Here is a 15,910-nt window from a genome sequence, read left to right on the forward strand (position 1 = left end):
CACAGCACTGAATTAGTGAAAATTTATGAATTTATGAGAATTGGCATAGATGTGATGTTACGGAAAAGGGGTATGGATTTATTCTATTCCCTCTTTTGTCAATGCCAATTCCCATCAAGAAAGGAAGAATTACATGAACAATACAACAACTGAATTACAATGGGGAGATGTCATCTTCAAACCTGGACAACGTGTGCGGACAACCGATGCCAGCGATTATGCAGGATTGGATGGTGTTATTTTGGAAATTCATACCGGCGAAGATAAAGAAACCGACAATCTGACTCCTGATATTCACTGTTGCTTTGATTTTCCTGAGTCTGAAGCAGACATTCGGAAACTAGAGGAACGCTTTTCTTCTCTTTACAATATGCCAAAAAAACTGGATGATCTTGCTTTGGATGAAGTGATTATGTCCCCGGATGAACTGATTTCTATTCCAGAAGAACCCTCTCGTCTTCTTCATTATATTGGTACAGACGAATGGGCTCGCCCGGTATACCAGGATCAATATGGGAAGTTGTGGAAAGATGTAGAACTTGGTGACTTTGAAATTCCTCATCTGCACTCTGCAGTCGGAAATGAATTTGATGGAGAACCGGATATGCCTATCCGGAAACCATTTAGAATTTTAACAGATAAACCGAAAAATCCTTATGAATTTCAGTACATGATGCTTAGTCGTTTACAAAGCGACTGTGAGTATTACTTGAATTACGGAAACCGTTGTACTGGACATCTGTACTATCACAATGAAAGCAAACAAATTGCCGCCATGAAAAAACTCTGGAATGAATTTCCGGATGATGGGAAACCAGAATGGTTGACATGGAAACAAATCCTAGAATACGAAAAAGCAATGTGTTCAGACACAAAATAATAGAACCGCCATAAAAATATTTTTTTTAAGGAGAATGATTATGAATTCAATAAAAGAACTAAAAGAACAATTAGGATATGAAGAAATCGGTCTCGATGATACATTTACATTTCACTGTACCCAATGCGGAAAGTGCTGCATTCACCGGGAGGATATTCTCTTATCCCCGAAAGATCTGTTTAACATAGCAAAAAAATTTCAAATTACACCAGCGGAAGCCTTGGAACAATATTGTGAAACTTATATTGGATGTAACTCCCGTTTCCCGATAGTCCGCCTGAGACCACAAGGAAGTGTCAAACGCTGCCCTTTATTAAAGGATCAGAAATGTTTGGTTCATGATGTAAAACCGACTGTCTGTGCCATGTTTCCGATTGGTCGGTATCTTACCCTTTCTGCGGATGATAGTTTTCCGAAAAATCCAGAAGAACTGTCTGTTGGATATATCTTTAATAATCCTGAGTGCGGAGACGGAATCGAAACACATACCGTCCGGGAATGGTTTCGTAGTTTTAACATTCCACTAAAAGATGACTATTTCTTTACATGGACAAGAACACAGGCAACACTCTGCAAACATCTACAATTTCTGGAAGAACACATATCAGAAAAGACCATGATTTCAATATGGAATGCTACTTTGATAACTCTGTATCTGAACTATGATATTACAGAAGATTTTCAAACGCAATTTCAGCAAAATTCAGATGCAATCCTATCCTTAATTGAAACACTAGGAACTGTTGACATTCCTAAGAAATCATAAACAACTATAAATACTTTGAGCCGACCAGTTTTGGACGGCTCTTTTTCATATCACTTTACATTCTGGCAGCTCTTTTGTTTCCTGTTCTTATCACACGCAATCCATTCATCCAAAGTAAGCGGCTGATAATTTGAATACATACAAAAACAGTTAATCATATTACATGGAATATGCTGTGTTTCCCCCTGTGTATTCAGAAATGTTGTTTCAGATGTGATTCCTTGAAATCTTTCCAGCAATCTCTGATCCTGCGTATCGTGTACATGTCCATACAACATATAGGTTTTTGGGTTTCCTTCTGCATTCAATTTATACTGTCCGTTATAACACATAATAGGATAATGACAAAGTATCACTTTTCTCTTATTATCGCTAAGTTCCTCATACATTTTAATCCACTCAAAGCGTGAACTGTCGAAGTTTGGATCCTTGACATAGTGGTCATGGTTTCCCTGTATCAGATATAGACGTCCGTTCAATTTCTGAAGCAACTGGTTTGTTTCTTCAGATTTCCCCCATGATAAATCCCCTAAGATAACAACTTCATCCCTATTACGCACTTTACTATTCCACTGTTTCAGCATATAATCATTCATTGCATTTACATTTGCAAATCCACGTTTATCCATTTTTGTATTCAAATTTTCATGAAAGAAATGTAAATCTGCAATATAATATCTCATTTTATATCATTCCCTCAATCTTGTTTAAATTATCAATATTTACAACTGCCCAGAACACTCTTTTTAAATCTTTCCCTTTCAAAGTTGATGCCGGGATTACCGAATCTTTACCAAATTCCTGAATAAACTGATTTCTGAGTTTACGAATTTTTTGTCCTTTTTCTGGTCCCGATAAATGCTCCATACCTAATTTTTTTTCAATCTCTAATGCCTGTTTTACCTTATCCCAACCCATGCCTGAAATCATCAGTTCATACATCAAGCGAACCAGGGATGCTCCGCAGGCAACCGTTTTGGGATCATACTGCACTTTCCTGTTTAAATATAACGAATGAAAATCATTAATAAACTTTTTCAATTCTGCATCTTCACCGCTATCGGCTTGTTGATAACGCAAAAGCTGTTTCTCAACATCTTTTACGATATATTTAGGTTCATAATCTCTTCCCTCCAGCGTGCTCCCCAGTGTAATCTTCCTTGTATTCCATTCTTGTTCTGCCCGTTTTAAATACTTTTCTTTCACAACAGAGCATTGCATCTCGGATATACAGTTTCTGGACAACATCATAATATCATAGAACTGCTTCACCTGTTCATCCAGCCTTTCATTTTGTACGCCAATCGTATTACAACCTAATGTGGTGAGCTTATCCGCAAATAAATAATTCAATGGAAGGATCTGATAGTTCCATGAACTGTTTACCGCAAATATGTTTTCTCCCGTTCTTCTTTCATATTCCCATTTTTCTGGCTGGAGAATAAATTCTATTTTTAATTCCTGATAGGGAATACTCTCTCTCTCCATATTACGTTCTGCATTGGATAGTACAGAAGGAACTTTCGTGTAATATGTATGTAATGGAAGATTTGTTTTCGGATTCTTAGGGCTATGTTTATGAAAGTAAAACAATTCGTCTTCTGTCCCCAAATATTCTTCGATTTTCCTCAATGTTTTCTTTATTTCCTCTTCTGTTCCAAAAAATAACATATCAATGTCTACACTTGTTCTTTGAGCATCCCTTGGCAGATAAAACTGCGTGGCTGCACCACCTTTCAATATTATTTTATCTCCTAGTATTTTCTGAATATGCAAGAATAATTCAAGATCCCATAAAAACAGTTCCATTCTCGCCATATTTTTAAACCCAAATTCTTCCATTCTCTTCTGAAAGGTTTCTCTCTGAAATGCTTCCTCTTTATGAAATAACTTTTTGTAATCCAAATTTTATTCTTCCCTTCTAAGTATTTTTCCAAACTCTATTGCCGAATCTGTAATAAACCGATTTTCAACGATAAAGCGAATATCATATTGTATATTCCTTCTTGATGCTACTGTTATCAGCTTCTTTTTATCTATATTTCCCAATCTGCTGAGATTCTGATAAATTCTTACCAATTCTTGCAATGATAGTGGATATCCGTTTCTCGTTATTGCAAAATAAAGATCTGCAAAAGCCTTCTCTATACTTGCCAGACCTTCACTACTGTACTGAAAATCCTCCGTTGTGTATAAAATCACCTGCATATTATGGCTACCTGAAAACATAGCATCTTCATACATTTTTTTCGTGTATTGTGGTTCTATCACCTCAAATTCTTCTGCTAATAAATTGTTATATATTTCCTCTTTTGCTGCTTTTTCAATAAATGCAATGACAGGATATTGTTCTGGTATGTGTAACATATATTTTGCCAAAATATCCAAACCGGATATATAATAATAAAATCCCAGTTCATCCATGTAATTTTTCAATTTTTGGGCTGTTTCACATAAAATAATTCCCTGTCTGCCTTTCAAATCATTGAAGGAAAATACACCGTTTCGCACTCTCTTAATGTAACCCGCCTCTACTAATTTAGAAAGATTCCAATATAAAGTAGACTTTTTTAACTCCGGGAAAAGGGGAATTACTTCATCTGTATAAAAGGTAGTTTGATTCCCAAGATTTTGTTTGATTATCTCGTATTTTTTTTCTAATGCTGTTTTGCTATTCATACTACACCTACTTTCTTTTCGTAGTATATCACATAGCACCTATAAAAACAATAAAATAAACGCAAAGTTTATATTTGCGTTTATTTTATTGTTTTTATTTATAATTCAATCTATTTGCAAATATATTTGTAATTTCAATAAAAAATACGCAAATACTATATTTGCGTATTTTTATTGAAACTCACTAGAACTGCAACAGCAGCTCATATAGCATCCTATAACGTTTTCCAATCCAGCCTATTCTTTATAATGGAATGATCCTTGGAACTTGTACTCCTGCTGTAATTCCCATTTCTATCTTTCTCCTATAATCCCGAAAACTATGGATACGAAACCCAGGCATTCCCCAAGCACAAGAAATTTTGCGAACATAGTACTCGTTTGATTTTGTGAATATTTTCCCTTGCTTCCTGTGCAATAACTTCATAATCCGTAACGACTGAGTTGAAATCTTAGGAAACGTTCCATTAACTTTTTTATACAAATCTCCTCTTTTGGTTTCTTCCAAAATAATAGTTTTTCCATGCATACAGGACCATTCTATACATGGAATATCTGCACTTCTTATCCCTGTTTCCATTGCAATTCTCAAAAATAAGGAAGTTTCAAAATCCTTTTTATATAGGAATTGATCTGCTATCATCTTGTAATGATCAACAAAATAAATTTCTCCTATCTTTCTTTGTAGTTCTGCCAAAGATATGCTATTCAGCCATTCCAGTTTTCCTCTGTATTTTTCAACAAATATCATCCCCTGCTCAGCTTCAAAAGATTGCCTCAAATCACGGATAGCCTCTGACCAACATTTTCTTTGTCCAGGTAACAATAAACATACCATTTTCTGTAAAAATTTTTCTTCACTATCCGGATTCCACTGTATTAAACGCTTTAGTTCTTCATAGGCTTGATTTACTTTATATTCCATTGTACTATTTCTCATCTTCAGATTCTCCTTCGTATGGCTCTAAAATCTTTGAAGCCCTCTCCACAAACATCCTGTCTGCCCCTGAAATCTCATATTCTTTCCAAAGTGTCTTATGTATCTGTTCCTCTGTTAAATCTCTACACTTTTCCTGCAGCATACGGACAAATGGATATATCATAGTCGCATGAATATTTTTCCCGGATCGTACCATATCTCCTTCCATTTGATATGCTTCCTGTAAGCATTCCAGTATAATGCGAACATCCGTAACACTTTCTCTCATTGTGCTTCCCCTCATCAGGCTTATCCTCCTATTTACATACGTACTCTCAATCCATCTAATCTCGACACGTTCAGTCCAACCAGATACCAGTCATCTCCCATTTCAATTCGGACCGGAACCCAAACATTTTTCACCTTTACATCAAAACATTCCCCGCAATGTAGTCCTCCATAAAAAGATTCCAAATCAAAACGTATATCATACCTCCCTGTTTCAGTATCATAAAACAATGTACCTTCTCTGTGTTCACTCATAATATCTGCCTCCTTAAATTTTTCTTTTACTTAGTAATTACCTCATCTCTATACAGATTGAAGAAATTCCGGAAAAATTTCATAAAAGTTTTTCCGATACCGATAATAGGTAGAAGAAGTTAACCCCAACTCCCGCTGCAGTTGTGTCGGTGTTACCTTCTTTTGTACCACCCTCATAAATTCCTGGTTAAACTTTTCCTGTTCTATAGCCCGTGGTCTTCCTACTTCATCCCATTCACCCCGAAGCCTTTTTGCCTCCATACCTTCCTTTTGTCGCTTCTCCTTTTTCTCCATCTCTGCCTGTGCCATGGATGCATAGAGTTCAATCATCATATTATTGATTGTTTCTATCATCATCTTTGCCAGATTATTTTCCATCTGAGACAGGTCAAACAACGTGGTAGGAAGTTCCAATACCATTACCCGAACCCCTTTTTCTTCTAAAAAACGTAGCTGCTTTAAAATCTCCTGCTTGTTCCTGCCAAGTCTGTCCAGCTCTGTAATAATCAGGGTATCCCCTACCCGTAAAACATCTTCCACAAGAACGGTATAACGTGGTCTGTCAAAATTTTTACCGGTTATCTTATCTGTAAAAATACTTTCCAGTTTAATTTTCTGATTTTCACAGAACCTCTTTATTTCTATAATACCTCGGTCCAAGTGTTGTTCCTTAGTACTGATTCTGTGATACCCATAATATGCCATACGTATCCCCCTTTATACATTCCCAAAAAGTCTTAAAATATTTTGGCATATCTCAAAACTTTCTTATATACTTTTTGGAAATAAAAAAATAGCCTATTACATCTCCCATCAAAAAGCATACTTTTTGGGAGGTGACTTTCACTACTTCTGTACGCAAGATGGCATAAAAAAGCAACAAAAAAAGACAGAGGTTTTTAAAAATTTCCTCTGTCTTCAGATCAACTATTCTGGAAAGATGTCCATCTTTTTTCCTTCAAACTTATATCCTACACCTCTCACTGTTTTAATATAGCGGCACTGCTTTAGCTCCGGTTCAATTTTCTTTCTCATACTGGATACCAGACAGTACACAATATTATCAATGCTTTCCGGCAATTCCTCGTTATAAAGAATCTCAAAAATTTTTTCTTTGGTAAATATCACACCTGGTCTCCCTGACAAAAGCATAAACAATTCATACTCTGCTTTCGTTAAGACGATCTCCGTCTGTCCTCTATAAATCTTATGATAATCCGGATAAATCCTAAAATCGGAATTTTCTTCATCCTCTCCCCGGATGTTTTTTATATTTTCCACTACATATTCTTTGTATCCCAATACAGTTGAAATAGTTACTTTCCCCAAGCTACACTTCCCTTCTGTTTTCTCTTATTTAGAAATCTCATCACACAGATTCCTTTTAAAAATGATTCTCTATTCTCCATTCATCGATAAGCTGGACAACCTGCGTTAAATTGGTATACCAGATATAATGTCCTCCATTTACAATATATAACTGGTGATTACCAGATTCTAAATCCAATTGATTTCTATGAGCAGTCTCCCATGCCGGAACATTTTGTACATTCTCTGAAGAAATCATGGTTAATACAGGAAGTGCCGATGGGAATTTTTTATTCTTTATAGAGAGTAATGATTGATCCATCCCGTTCACTTCATTTCTAATCGTATCGTTGCTGCTTAAAGAATATGCCTGAATGTATTCCTCCCTATCACTCTCCGTATAAGTGTACCCGGAAACCTGTGGTAATGCTGCCCCATATTTATCTGGATCTGTTTTCAGTGCCATCTGGAATTCTTCCAAAGAAGAAAAAGAATTCTTGATTTTCTGAAATTCATCAATTCCCTGCAGCATATATTTCTTTTCCATTTCCATAGCCTCTGCCAGTTCTTCATCATATACCGTATTATCAACAGCAATGAAACCTTTTACTTTTTCGGGATAATTCTGTACAAAGTTGAGTCCATATACTCCAGAAATCGAATGTACCAGCAATACACACTGCTTAATTCCCATGGTGTCCAGTGCAGCATTCAATTCACTATTGATATTATCTACAGTTCGATCCGTTGCTGCAACATCACTAAGCCCATATCCAAACGGCTCTACAATCACTATGTTAAAACTCTCATCTAAAGATTGTGCCAGAGGTTTGAAGTAGATATGCGGTGATGGAACTCCCAGAGCCGGCATCATCACCAATGTGGTTTTTCCTTCATCTGCAAATGTTTCTCCACTTGCATCCAATTTTCCATACAAAGCAAGATGCATATTATTCCCTTTCACCGTGATATATTTACTCGCATATCCAACTTGTGTTGCTCCCATAGCATATACCATATTAGAATTCCCTACCAAAAATGCAAACAGCATCGCAACCGTCACAATTCTTGAGATTTGCTTTTTGTATCTTCTCATACGCTCCCTCCTAAGTAAATTATTTCAAATATTTTTTCAGTTCTTCTACCTTGTCTAATCTTTCCCATGGAAGGTTGAGATCATTTCTTCCAAAATGTCCATAGGCTGCCGTCTGTTTATAGATTGGACGGCGGAGATTCAACGTCTGAATGATTCCTGCTGGTCGCAGATCAAATTCTTTTCTTATCATATCTACCAGACTCTCATCTGAAATTTTCCCGGTTCCAAAGGTGTCTACCATAATAGAGGTCGGATGAGCCACCCCAATTGCGTAAGACAACTGAATTTCACATTTTTTTGCTAGACCTGCAGCCACAATATTCTTCGCAACATAACGAGCAGCATAAGATGCAGAACGATCTACTTTCGTACAGTCTTTTCCAGAAAAAGCTCCGCCGCCATGCCGTGCCATACCACCATAGGTATCTACAATAATCTTGCGTCCTGTTACACCACTATCTCCGTGAGGACCACCGATGACAAAACGCCCTGTTGGATTGATGAAAAATTTTGTATTCTCATCTACCAGTTCTGTTGGAATAATCGGTTCCAATACATATTTTTTTATATCTTCGTGGATCTGCTCCTGTGTCACATCTGGATCATGCTGTGTTGACAGAACCACTGCATCCAACCGGTGCGGAATACCTGCTTCGTCATATTCTACAGTAACCTGACTCTTACCGTCCGGTCTTAAATAATTCAACAAACCATCTTTACGGACCTGCGTAAGCTGCCGAGTCAATTTGTGTGCCAGTGAAATTGGATATGGCATAAATTCATTCGTTTCGTCACATGCGTAACCAAACATCATACCCTGATCCCCAGCACCAATTGCATCAAGCTCTTCTTCTGACATTTTGTGTTCTTTTGCTTCCAATGCCTTATTCACACCCAAAGCAATATCTGCTGACTGCTCATCAATTGCCGTTAAGACGGCACAGGTATGTGCATCAAATCCATAATCTCCGTTGTCATAACCAATTTCTTTAATCGTTTCTCTTACCACCTGCTGCATATCTATATACGCATTGGTCGTGATTTCTCCCATCACTAATACCATACCCGTTGTAATTGCAGTCTCACAGGCCACTCTGCTCATCGGATCCTTCTCCATAAGAGCATCCAATATGGCGTCTGATATGGCATCACAAATTTTGTCCGGATGTCCTTCTGTTACCGATTCTGAGGTAAATAATCTTTTCTCCATAGTAAATTCTCCTTTGTATCAATATTTCATATTTGTCAATAACATAAAATATCTTTACTATGATTACTATATTTTTTGTCTACATTGTACTTTTTTCTGTCCGGTTGGTTTTATCTTTAAACCAAATGACTTTGCTATTCTTCTATGAAATAACATATCCATCTAATTAAATCAAAATATTAGCAAGACTGGTTATTTAATCGCTTACACCTTCATGGCAGTATTGATACTACTATCATTCTCCACATAAAAAAAACAGTGTAAATCCACTGCTTTTTCTCCATCACTTAATCTGTAATTTCCACAAATGAGTATCTTTCTTCATTCTTTTGTACTATTGCAGAACCCGTTTGTTCCTTTATTGTTTTTAATAACTCTTCCACATATATTTGAGCTTCATACACTTCAATGTTCGTAGCGTATGCAATTTCTTTAATCGAAAAACTCAACTCTGAATCACTCATCAAAAGTTCTAAAATATCCCATTGCAGATCAGTAATTATAATTTCCGTTCCATCATAAATCATCCTTTTCTTTTTAAATTCAATATCCCATTTTCCGAAATGAACTCTTTCTTCTTCTATTGTATTTTGCATATCTAATCGCATGACTACAAAGGACGCTTCCGGCCAATATTTCTTTAACAATTCCTCTGCTTTTTTTCTTTCCTCACAATTCTTAAAGTATAATAATTCTCCCATTCTCTGCCTCCTCATATCATTTATCGTTATACTTTAAGTATACAGCCGAATTATTGCAGAAATCTTATTAAATTATTCCTTTAGCCTTTTTTCTATGATACTATCTTCATTGTATTTGTGTAACTGACCGCCCAATAAACGCTTTCCTATAATAATCCAGGTATCTCTATTGTACTGGTCCATATCTCTATACAACTCCATAATTTCTCTTTTATTATCCTGTTCTCTCTGCTGTTCTTCTTCATCTTTTCTCAATATATAATCAACTGGGACTTTAAAGAATTTGGATAATGCAAGCAACATATCACCAGAAATATTCTCGTCTACCTTTTCATACTTACTAATTGTCTGCTGACTGACTCCTATTTCTTCCCCTAACCTTGTCTGAGTCAGGCCTAATTTTTTTCTTAATTCAGATATTCGATTCACAAGCGTACACCTCCCGATACACTCATTTTACACTTAAATACACCTGTATTTTACTTCATTTAAGAGTATTACTACTATGTATCGTGGTATATCGTAGTATTACTATCATCATTTCTATACATCTATACCGAAAAAAAGTCAATCTATACAAACAATATTACAACTTCTTTTCTTTTAAATATACTAGTGCTTATAGGGGAGGAGAAATGCTTATGAAAAAACTATTATTGATTGGCAACCCGTCCGTCTTGGGGAAAAATCTGGAGAATATCTTAAAGCAAAATTATCATACCGATTTTATTTCCGCTGTACCAAAGCAAATTAGTAGCATATCCTTTAACTCTTATAATGCTTTAATCCTGGATTTCACACTGTTACATAAATACAGCCTTACCATAAGTAAAGCTGCAAAAAAATGCTCCCCAAACATCATTGTTCTGTTTTTATGTCCTACTAATATTCCAGAACAAATAATTTTGGATTTCTACGAAGCCGGTGCTAATGATCATTTATATTCGACTCTCTCATCACCAGCACTTTTAATGAAAAAATTGGATATCTTATTTACCAACTATCATCTAACCACACAGTACGAAGACAGCCATATAACTTTAAATTTTGACTCCTTAACCGCAGTGATTGACGGGATTTCTACTTCCTTTACTCCACTGGAATTTAAGCTGCTCAAACTACTCTCTCTAAATCCAAACACTGTTTTAACCAGACAACATCTTTTATATTCACTATGGGATCGAAATGGGAATCATGTAGAAGAAACCTCTCTGAATAGTATGATCTGCCGTATACGCCAAAGAATTGATACTGAAAATCATCATTATATTAAGACAATATATGGGATTGGATATATATGGATTACATATTAAATGAGCAGCATAATCCATTACAGATAACGCTGCTCATTCCCTATCGCACCATCTATTCTGCACAAGTAATTAAACAAGTCGTCATAAAACAATCCGTTATACACGCTTTTCTTGTTACTCCACAGTCTGAAGTGTATATATTGACCTCTTCTTCCTGTAATTCAACATTCTCTAATTTTACATCGTTCATAAAAATCCTCCTTGTTTCATTCCGTACTTTTGATTATGCACATATCTAAACGCTACCACCAATATTGGTATTTTGTTAATCCTCAATCGTCTCTATAAAAGCTCTCTTACTTTATGTTAGTTCATAGGGGTTATAAGAGCACCTCCACCGATACAATCTGTTACACAATCTTTTCTTGTTGTGCCACAATCATCTGTATATACATTCACTTCTTCTATCTCTATTTCATTATTTTTTACTTTTCTCTCGTTTTCCATGTCTTATTTTCCTTTCTGTATAAACTTATTCAATTGTTATTAGTATTCAATATTGAGCCAAGCGCCTCCACCCAAGCAATCATTTAAACAATGAAATTGAATCTCTCCACAATCATCCGTATAAATGCTTACTTCTGCATTAAAGAGTTCTCTTGGCTCTTGCTCATCTCTTTGCTCCCTCATCCGCCTTCCCTCCTTCCCATTAATATTTTTTGATAACATCAGTATACTATTTTAAAATTTCATTTCCATATTTTATGTGCAGATTGCATTTTTTTCTTTCTGTTTGGATAACTATTCCATTCTTAGCTGATCAATGATGGATTTTTTCTTCTGTTCTCTTATTTGGTAAATAGATAATATAACCTGTATTAACAGAAGTACCAATACGTATATACCCATATAAAAAAACGGAAATGAATATTCTACCACTTTCCCATAACAGCTTATACTCATTTGACGACAAATTAACATTGCAATAGGAGTTCCAATTAGCAAAGTCATACAAATGCTTAAGATAGAATAGCACATACCTTCACCGATAATAACTTTATAAAGCTGCTTTTCTGTCAATCCTATAGACCGTAAAACACTATATTCACGTCTTCTGAATAATTGATTGGACAGTGTCGTGTTGATCAAATTTATCACACCAAAAAGGAAAATTAGGCTGGAAATCATCTGCAAAATGAGATATATTGTATTATTTTTCTCATATCTATTCACTCTTTCGCTAAAGCTTTCGATTGCAATATCTTCGTTTTGTGAAATCGTATTACGAAGATTTTCATCAACACTGCTCTCCTCCCTCGGATCAATGTTTATTACCCATGTAAAATCAAAATTATTTATTCCAGGCAATAATTCTTTAAAAGCGTCTTCCGTCATACACATCATCGCAGCATTAAATCCTAACTGCCCACTTCCTTTTGTAGATGCAACTTTAGTTGATTGGAAAATTCCTGATACTGTTACTGGTATTTTTTCTCTTCCTAACGAAATCTCAAACTGCATTCCTACTTTTACTTCTTCCCCAAAATCTTCATAACCAGACTTTACTAATATTTCACGGGAATTTTCAGGCATTCGCCCTGCAATTAATGCATCTTCGATTTCTTTCTTATTTTGCTTGGTAATCATATCACACATTCCTCTTCCTCCATATCCCTGATATTCAAAGGTAAAGGTTGCTGATTTTCTTAATGTTTGTATCTCTTTGATACCTGGAATGCTACCGATTTCTTCTTTCAGCTTATCATTAAGAGGATTCCCGGAATATAATTGTTCTGTCGGCTCTTTATCTGAATTTATATATATTTTATAATCAGCATCACCAAAATAATGTTGTGCCATCCTTTCGGGTGATTGTAAAAGTAAAGCTGAAGATACCGTTAGCAGAATGATTCCTCCAAGGCTTAATGATATAACAATGCTCCATACTTTTTTGGGTTCTCTCTTAAAATTCATTATTCCCAAAGATATTGGCGTAAGCTTTCTATTTTTTTCTTGTTTCGATATTTTTATATTACTAATTGCTGTCATCCTCACAGATTCCATCGGAGATGCCTTCATTGCTATTTTAATTGGTTTATTTATAGATATACTGACAATAATGCCGCAGATAGCTACGGTTATCATTGCACATACAATATAATTCCCAATATTAATTCCTTTTGCTAGTATTATTGCTGAACAAAGTATTGCTAATGAAATACCTGTCAGTATTCCTCTAACACCTAAATATCTTCCTTCCTTTTTTACAATCTTTTTTATCTGCTTTTGTGTCGTTCCTATCGTTCTAAGTTGTCCGTAATTTTGTATTTTATTAATTATGGAAATTTGGAAAATGCTTTTTATAACAGTATAGCTTCCTATCAAAACAAGTCCAATTAATATTCCTAAGATACCTAATTGATCTGCAGAAATCACTTGATTAACGTACCTGAAATATGGATTATTAAATGCCACAGGTAAATTATTTTTTTCACCAATTTCTCTGCAATATTTCTTTATATCTTCAACATTCTTTTCCTTCACATGCACATAAACCATATTGGAATCTTCATTGTAGTTTTCATAATTTTCCAGTTTTTCCCAAGATATTAAAAATGGAAATGTTTCTCCACTAGTCGTCATATCAAGAATCCCTGAAATCGTATATTCTCCTGATAGTTGATCCGTGTTTAAATTGATCTTATCTCCTACCTTTTTATCTTTTCCATACTTTTCCAACCATTTTTTACATACAGCAATCTGTTTTTCTTCCTCTGGAACTTTTCCACTGGATAAACTCATTTGATTTCTCATCATATAGAGCATTGGCTGATCCATGTAAAAAAAAGTTGCTGTATATTTTTTATCAGACGGTATATCCCCAACAATATAGTATTGTCCTACTCTTTCAAATCCCGTTTCTTCTCTTAGCTTTAACAGTTTTTCTTCTGAAACATTCATATATACTGCTTCGTATGTATCCTGAATCTGTTTTTTCTTCACTTCCAGCAGTGAAGTCGCAATAAGTCCTGAAAAACATATCAAAAATGATGCTAGTGCTATAGAAATCATTAACATAACATTTCTTCGCTTTTCAGACTGAAGATTTCTCTGTACAATATTTTTTATTGCTTTTTTATTCCCTGATTTTCTCATTTTCACCAACTCCAGTTTTCAAAAATTTTCCATCTTCAATCCTCACTATTCGTTGTGCTAAATCTGCAATGTGCTCATTATGAGTAATCATCACAACACTTTGCTCAAATTTTCTACTCGTACTTTGAATCAATTCCAGTACATCCCGACTCGTCTTGCTGTCAAGATTTCCTGTAGGTTCATCCGCAAGTATAATTGCCGGCTTCGTAATCAAGGCTCTTGCAATCGCAACACGCTGCTGCTGTCCGCCAGATAACATATTCGGCATACTTTTCAGTTTCTCCTTTAAACCGAGCATATTAATAATTTCGTTCAAAAATATCTGATCAACTTCCTGCCCATCTAATTCAATTGGCAAAACTATATTCTCATAAACATTTAACATGGGGAGTAAGTTATAGTTTTGAAAAATAAAGCCTATATTCCTTCTTCGAAAGATTGTGAGCTGCTCATCATTTAAGTCTGACAATTTTTTTCCTTGGATTTTAATTTCCCCATAGGTAGGTACATCCAATCCTCCCAACATATTCAATAAGGTAGATTTACCACTTCCTGATGTACCAACAATAGCTACAAATTCTCCCTTTTCAACACTAAAATCTACTCCATCCAATGCCTTTGTTATATTAGGTTCCTTTCCATAATATTTTTTTATATTTCTTGCTTCCAATACTTTCATAATTATTTCTCCTTTTAAATCTTTTTTTAATTCATATCTATCTATATATCAATGAAAGGCTACTCGATTTTGTTTTCTCGAATAGCCTTCCATATTTTTGTATGTATTACTTAGTTGTATTTAAAAAAGCGCCGCCACCGATACAATCATTTTCACATTTCTTACGAACGATATCGCAGTCTGGCCATTCATAAATGTCAACTTCTTCTTTTAATAACTCTTCATTTTCAGTTACTTCGATTCTCTTTTCTTCCATGACAACCATCCTCCTATTTAATAATCCGGATTCAGAAAAGATCCGCCACCAAAGCAGTCATTTTTACAATGATTCTGGATTTCTCCACAGCCTGCTGCATAAACATTGATTTCTTCTTTTGATAATTCCTGAGCTTCTTTTTCTTTTAATTCGTTCATAGTCTACTGTCTCCTTTCCGAAATTACTCCTCTTCTGTAATTAAAGCTAATACCCCAAAACAATCTGTTACGCAATTATACCTTGTCACACCACAGTCATTCGTATAAATACTTACTTCCTCTTTGCTAAGTTCTGAGGATTTTCTTTCTGCATTGAATTCTTCCATAGAACTCACCTCCTTATGCCTATATTTATACGCTTGCACACACCTTTTATCTATATTTCTTGTTTAAATTGCTCTTTTTTCTTCCTAGTATAACGAATATTAAATAATTGCTATATTAAATTGATACTGCTTCCTCTTC

The 15,910-nt window shown here is 35.2% G+C and carries 23 protein-coding genes; 3 read left to right on the forward strand and 20 right to left on the reverse strand.

Annotation, left to right across the window (positions count from 1 at the left end):
* Positions 1–133: 133 nt before the first annotated feature.
* A complete protein-coding gene (locus tag G5A70_RS15790; RefSeq protein WP_015526828.1) occupies positions 134–880 on the forward strand; it encodes an LPD11 domain-containing protein in 747 nt (248 codons plus the stop codon).
* Positions 881–920: 40 nt separating this feature from the next.
* Positions 921–1,646, forward strand: coding sequence for a YkgJ family cysteine cluster protein (locus G5A70_RS13470; protein ID WP_015526827.1), 726 nt, complete (start codon positions 921–923; stop codon positions 1,644–1,646).
* A 50-nt stretch (positions 1,647–1,696) separates the two neighbouring features.
* Here the strand turns inward: G5A70_RS13470 and G5A70_RS13475 are convergent, their stop codons facing one another.
* From G5A70_RS13475 to G5A70_RS13530, 12 genes are all read right to left on the reverse strand, one after another.
* Complete coding sequence (locus G5A70_RS13475) at positions 1,697–2,329, reverse strand: metallophosphoesterase (RefSeq protein WP_015526826.1); 633 nt, start codon at positions 2,327–2,329, stop codon at positions 1,697–1,699.
* A 1-nt stretch (position 2,330) separates the two neighbouring features.
* Entirely contained in the window at positions 2,331–3,551 is a 1,221-nt protein-coding gene (locus G5A70_RS13480; protein WP_117457422.1) for a nucleotidyl transferase AbiEii/AbiGii toxin family protein, read from the reverse strand.
* 3 nt (positions 3,552–3,554) lie between these two features.
* The gene (locus tag G5A70_RS13485; protein ID WP_173750067.1) at positions 3,555–4,325 is read right to left on the reverse strand and encodes a DUF6577 family protein; all 771 of its coding nucleotides are present in this window, start codon (positions 4,323–4,325) and stop codon (positions 3,555–3,557) included.
* Between the two features lie 244 nt (positions 4,326–4,569).
* Positions 4,570–5,265: a hypothetical protein gene (locus G5A70_RS13490; protein WP_015526825.1), complete on the reverse strand. Its 696-nt coding sequence runs from the start codon at positions 5,263–5,265 to the stop codon at positions 4,570–4,572.
* Positions 5,255–5,548, reverse strand: coding sequence for a hypothetical protein (locus G5A70_RS13495; protein ID WP_015526824.1), 294 nt, complete (start codon positions 5,546–5,548; stop codon positions 5,255–5,257). Before G5A70_RS13495 ends, G5A70_RS13490 begins: the two co-directional genes overlap by 11 nt.
* Before the next feature lie 17 nt (positions 5,549–5,565).
* Positions 5,566–5,787, reverse strand: a complete 222-nt coding sequence (locus G5A70_RS13500) for a DUF5348 domain-containing protein (RefSeq protein ID WP_015526823.1) — start codon at positions 5,785–5,787, stop codon at positions 5,566–5,568.
* A gap of 48 nt (positions 5,788–5,835) precedes the next feature.
* A complete protein-coding gene (locus G5A70_RS13505; RefSeq protein ID WP_005340281.1) occupies positions 5,836–6,492 on the reverse strand; it encodes a recombinase family protein in 657 nt (218 codons plus the stop codon).
* Between the two features lie 222 nt (positions 6,493–6,714).
* Positions 6,715–7,116, reverse strand: coding sequence for a winged helix-turn-helix domain-containing protein (locus tag G5A70_RS13510; RefSeq protein WP_025579072.1), 402 nt, complete (start codon positions 7,114–7,116; stop codon positions 6,715–6,717).
* Between the two features lie 55 nt (positions 7,117–7,171).
* Positions 7,172–8,191: an alpha/beta fold hydrolase gene (locus tag G5A70_RS13515; RefSeq protein ID WP_015526822.1), complete on the reverse strand. Its 1,020-nt coding sequence runs from the start codon at positions 8,189–8,191 to the stop codon at positions 7,172–7,174.
* Positions 8,192–8,210: 19 nt separating this feature from the next.
* Positions 8,211–9,401: a methionine adenosyltransferase gene (gene metK / locus G5A70_RS13520; RefSeq protein WP_161215718.1), complete on the reverse strand. Its 1,191-nt coding sequence runs from the start codon at positions 9,399–9,401 to the stop codon at positions 8,211–8,213.
* A gap of 287 nt (positions 9,402–9,688) precedes the next feature.
* On the reverse strand, positions 9,689–10,102 hold the full coding sequence (locus tag G5A70_RS13525) for a hypothetical protein (RefSeq protein ID WP_120092701.1): 414 nt from the start codon (positions 10,100–10,102) through the stop codon (positions 9,689–9,691).
* A 72-nt stretch (positions 10,103–10,174) separates the two neighbouring features.
* Positions 10,175–10,531, reverse strand: coding sequence for a helix-turn-helix domain-containing protein (locus tag G5A70_RS13530; RefSeq protein WP_118309296.1), 357 nt, complete (start codon positions 10,529–10,531; stop codon positions 10,175–10,177).
* 212 nt (positions 10,532–10,743) lie between these two features.
* Here G5A70_RS13530 and G5A70_RS13535 point away from each other — a divergent pair, with 212 nt between their 5' ends.
* Positions 10,744–11,415: a winged helix-turn-helix transcriptional regulator gene (locus G5A70_RS13535; RefSeq protein ID WP_161215722.1), complete on the forward strand. Its 672-nt coding sequence runs from the start codon at positions 10,744–10,746 to the stop codon at positions 11,413–11,415.
* A gap of 52 nt (positions 11,416–11,467) precedes the next feature.
* On the opposite strand, the gene G5A70_RS13540 is transcribed toward G5A70_RS13535, so the two are convergent.
* The 8 genes from G5A70_RS13540 to G5A70_RS13575 all read right to left on the reverse strand — a co-directional run bounded on the left by G5A70_RS13540 (position 11,468) and on the right by G5A70_RS13575 (position 15,771).
* Positions 11,468–11,605: a hypothetical protein gene (locus G5A70_RS13540; protein WP_165852524.1), complete on the reverse strand. Its 138-nt coding sequence runs from the start codon at positions 11,603–11,605 to the stop codon at positions 11,468–11,470.
* 116 nt (positions 11,606–11,721) lie between these two features.
* On the reverse strand, positions 11,722–11,862 hold the full coding sequence (locus tag G5A70_RS13545; RefSeq protein WP_161215723.1) for a hypothetical protein: 141 nt from the start codon (positions 11,860–11,862) through the stop codon (positions 11,722–11,724).
* Positions 11,863–11,901: 39 nt separating this feature from the next.
* Positions 11,902–12,045, reverse strand: a complete 144-nt coding sequence (locus tag G5A70_RS13550) for a hypothetical protein (protein ID WP_165852525.1) — start codon at positions 12,043–12,045, stop codon at positions 11,902–11,904.
* A 111-nt stretch (positions 12,046–12,156) separates the two neighbouring features.
* Positions 12,157–14,511, reverse strand: coding sequence for an ABC transporter permease (locus G5A70_RS13555; protein WP_118309294.1), 2,355 nt, complete (start codon positions 14,509–14,511; stop codon positions 12,157–12,159).
* Entirely contained in the window at positions 14,492–15,190 is a 699-nt protein-coding gene (locus G5A70_RS13560; protein WP_118309293.1) for an ABC transporter ATP-binding protein, read from the reverse strand. Before G5A70_RS13560 ends, G5A70_RS13555 begins: the two co-directional genes overlap by 20 nt.
* Positions 15,191–15,296: 106 nt before the next feature.
* Positions 15,297–15,446 (reverse strand): hypothetical protein, encoded by a 150-nt coding sequence (locus G5A70_RS13565; protein WP_161206377.1) that lies wholly within the window; start codon positions 15,444–15,446, stop codon positions 15,297–15,299.
* Positions 15,447–15,463: 17 nt separating this feature from the next.
* Positions 15,464–15,604, reverse strand: a complete 141-nt coding sequence (locus tag G5A70_RS13570) for a hypothetical protein (protein ID WP_165852526.1) — start codon at positions 15,602–15,604, stop codon at positions 15,464–15,466.
* A gap of 23 nt (positions 15,605–15,627) precedes the next feature.
* Complete coding sequence (locus G5A70_RS13575) at positions 15,628–15,771, reverse strand: hypothetical protein (RefSeq protein ID WP_161206376.1); 144 nt, start codon at positions 15,769–15,771, stop codon at positions 15,628–15,630.
* Positions 15,772–15,910: the final 139 nt, after the last annotated feature.

It is taken from the genome of Blautia hansenii (assembly GCF_013304445.1).
Lineage (GTDB): Bacteria > Bacillota > Clostridia > Lachnospirales > Lachnospiraceae > Blautia.

Excerpts from the sequence above, each read along its gene's own strand:
- G5A70_RS13540 (WP_165852524.1), bottom strand. The coding sequence starts at position 11,605 with ATGAACGATGTAAAATTAGAGAATGTTGAATTACAGGAAGAAGAGGTC.
- G5A70_RS13555 (WP_118309294.1), bottom strand. The coding sequence starts at position 14,511 with ATGAGAAAATCAGGGAATAAAAAAGCAATAAAAAATATTGTACAGAGA.
- G5A70_RS13470 (WP_015526827.1), top strand. The coding sequence starts at position 921 with ATGAATTCAATAAAAGAACTAAAAGAACAATTAGGATATGAAGAAATC.
- G5A70_RS13490 (WP_015526825.1), bottom strand. The coding sequence starts at position 5,265 with ATGAGAAATAGTACAATGGAATATAAAGTAAATCAAGCCTATGAAGAA.
- metK (WP_161215718.1), bottom strand. The coding sequence starts at position 9,401 with ATGGAGAAAAGATTATTTACCTCAGAATCGGTAACAGAAGGACATCCG.
- G5A70_RS13495 (WP_015526824.1), bottom strand. The coding sequence starts at position 5,548 with ATGAGGGGAAGCACAATGAGAGAAAGTGTTACGGATGTTCGCATTATA.
- G5A70_RS13560 (WP_118309293.1), bottom strand. The coding sequence starts at position 15,190 with ATGAAAGTATTGGAAGCAAGAAATATAAAAAAATATTATGGAAAGGAA.
- G5A70_RS13570 (WP_165852526.1), bottom strand. The coding sequence starts at position 15,604 with ATGAACGAATTAAAAGAAAAAGAAGCTCAGGAATTATCAAAAGAAGAA.
- G5A70_RS13475 (WP_015526826.1), bottom strand. The coding sequence starts at position 2,329 with ATGAGATATTATATTGCAGATTTACATTTCTTTCATGAAAATTTGAAT.
- G5A70_RS13525 (WP_120092701.1), bottom strand. The coding sequence starts at position 10,102 with ATGGGAGAATTATTATACTTTAAGAATTGTGAGGAAAGAAAAAAAGCA.
- G5A70_RS13565 (WP_161206377.1), bottom strand. The coding sequence starts at position 15,446 with ATGGAAGAAAAGAGAATCGAAGTAACTGAAAATGAAGAGTTATTAAAA.
- G5A70_RS13545 (WP_161215723.1), bottom strand. The coding sequence starts at position 11,862 with ATGGAAAACGAGAGAAAAGTAAAAAATAATGAAATAGAGATAGAAGAA.
- G5A70_RS13485 (WP_173750067.1), bottom strand. The coding sequence starts at position 4,325 with ATGAATAGCAAAACAGCATTAGAAAAAAAATACGAGATAATCAAACAA.
- G5A70_RS13505 (WP_005340281.1), bottom strand. The coding sequence starts at position 6,492 with ATGGCATATTATGGGTATCACAGAATCAGTACTAAGGAACAACACTTG.
- G5A70_RS13500 (WP_015526823.1), bottom strand. The coding sequence starts at position 5,787 with ATGAGTGAACACAGAGAAGGTACATTGTTTTATGATACTGAAACAGGG.
- G5A70_RS13550 (WP_165852525.1), bottom strand. The coding sequence starts at position 12,045 with ATGAGGGAGCAAAGAGATGAGCAAGAGCCAAGAGAACTCTTTAATGCA.
- G5A70_RS13535 (WP_161215722.1), top strand. The coding sequence starts at position 10,744 with ATGAAAAAACTATTATTGATTGGCAACCCGTCCGTCTTGGGGAAAAAT.
- G5A70_RS13515 (WP_015526822.1), bottom strand. The coding sequence starts at position 8,191 with ATGAGAAGATACAAAAAGCAAATCTCAAGAATTGTGACGGTTGCGATG.
- G5A70_RS15790 (WP_015526828.1), top strand. The coding sequence starts at position 134 with ATGAACAATACAACAACTGAATTACAATGGGGAGATGTCATCTTCAAA.
- G5A70_RS13575 (WP_161206376.1), bottom strand. The coding sequence starts at position 15,771 with ATGGAAGAATTCAATGCAGAAAGAAAATCCTCAGAACTTAGCAAAGAG.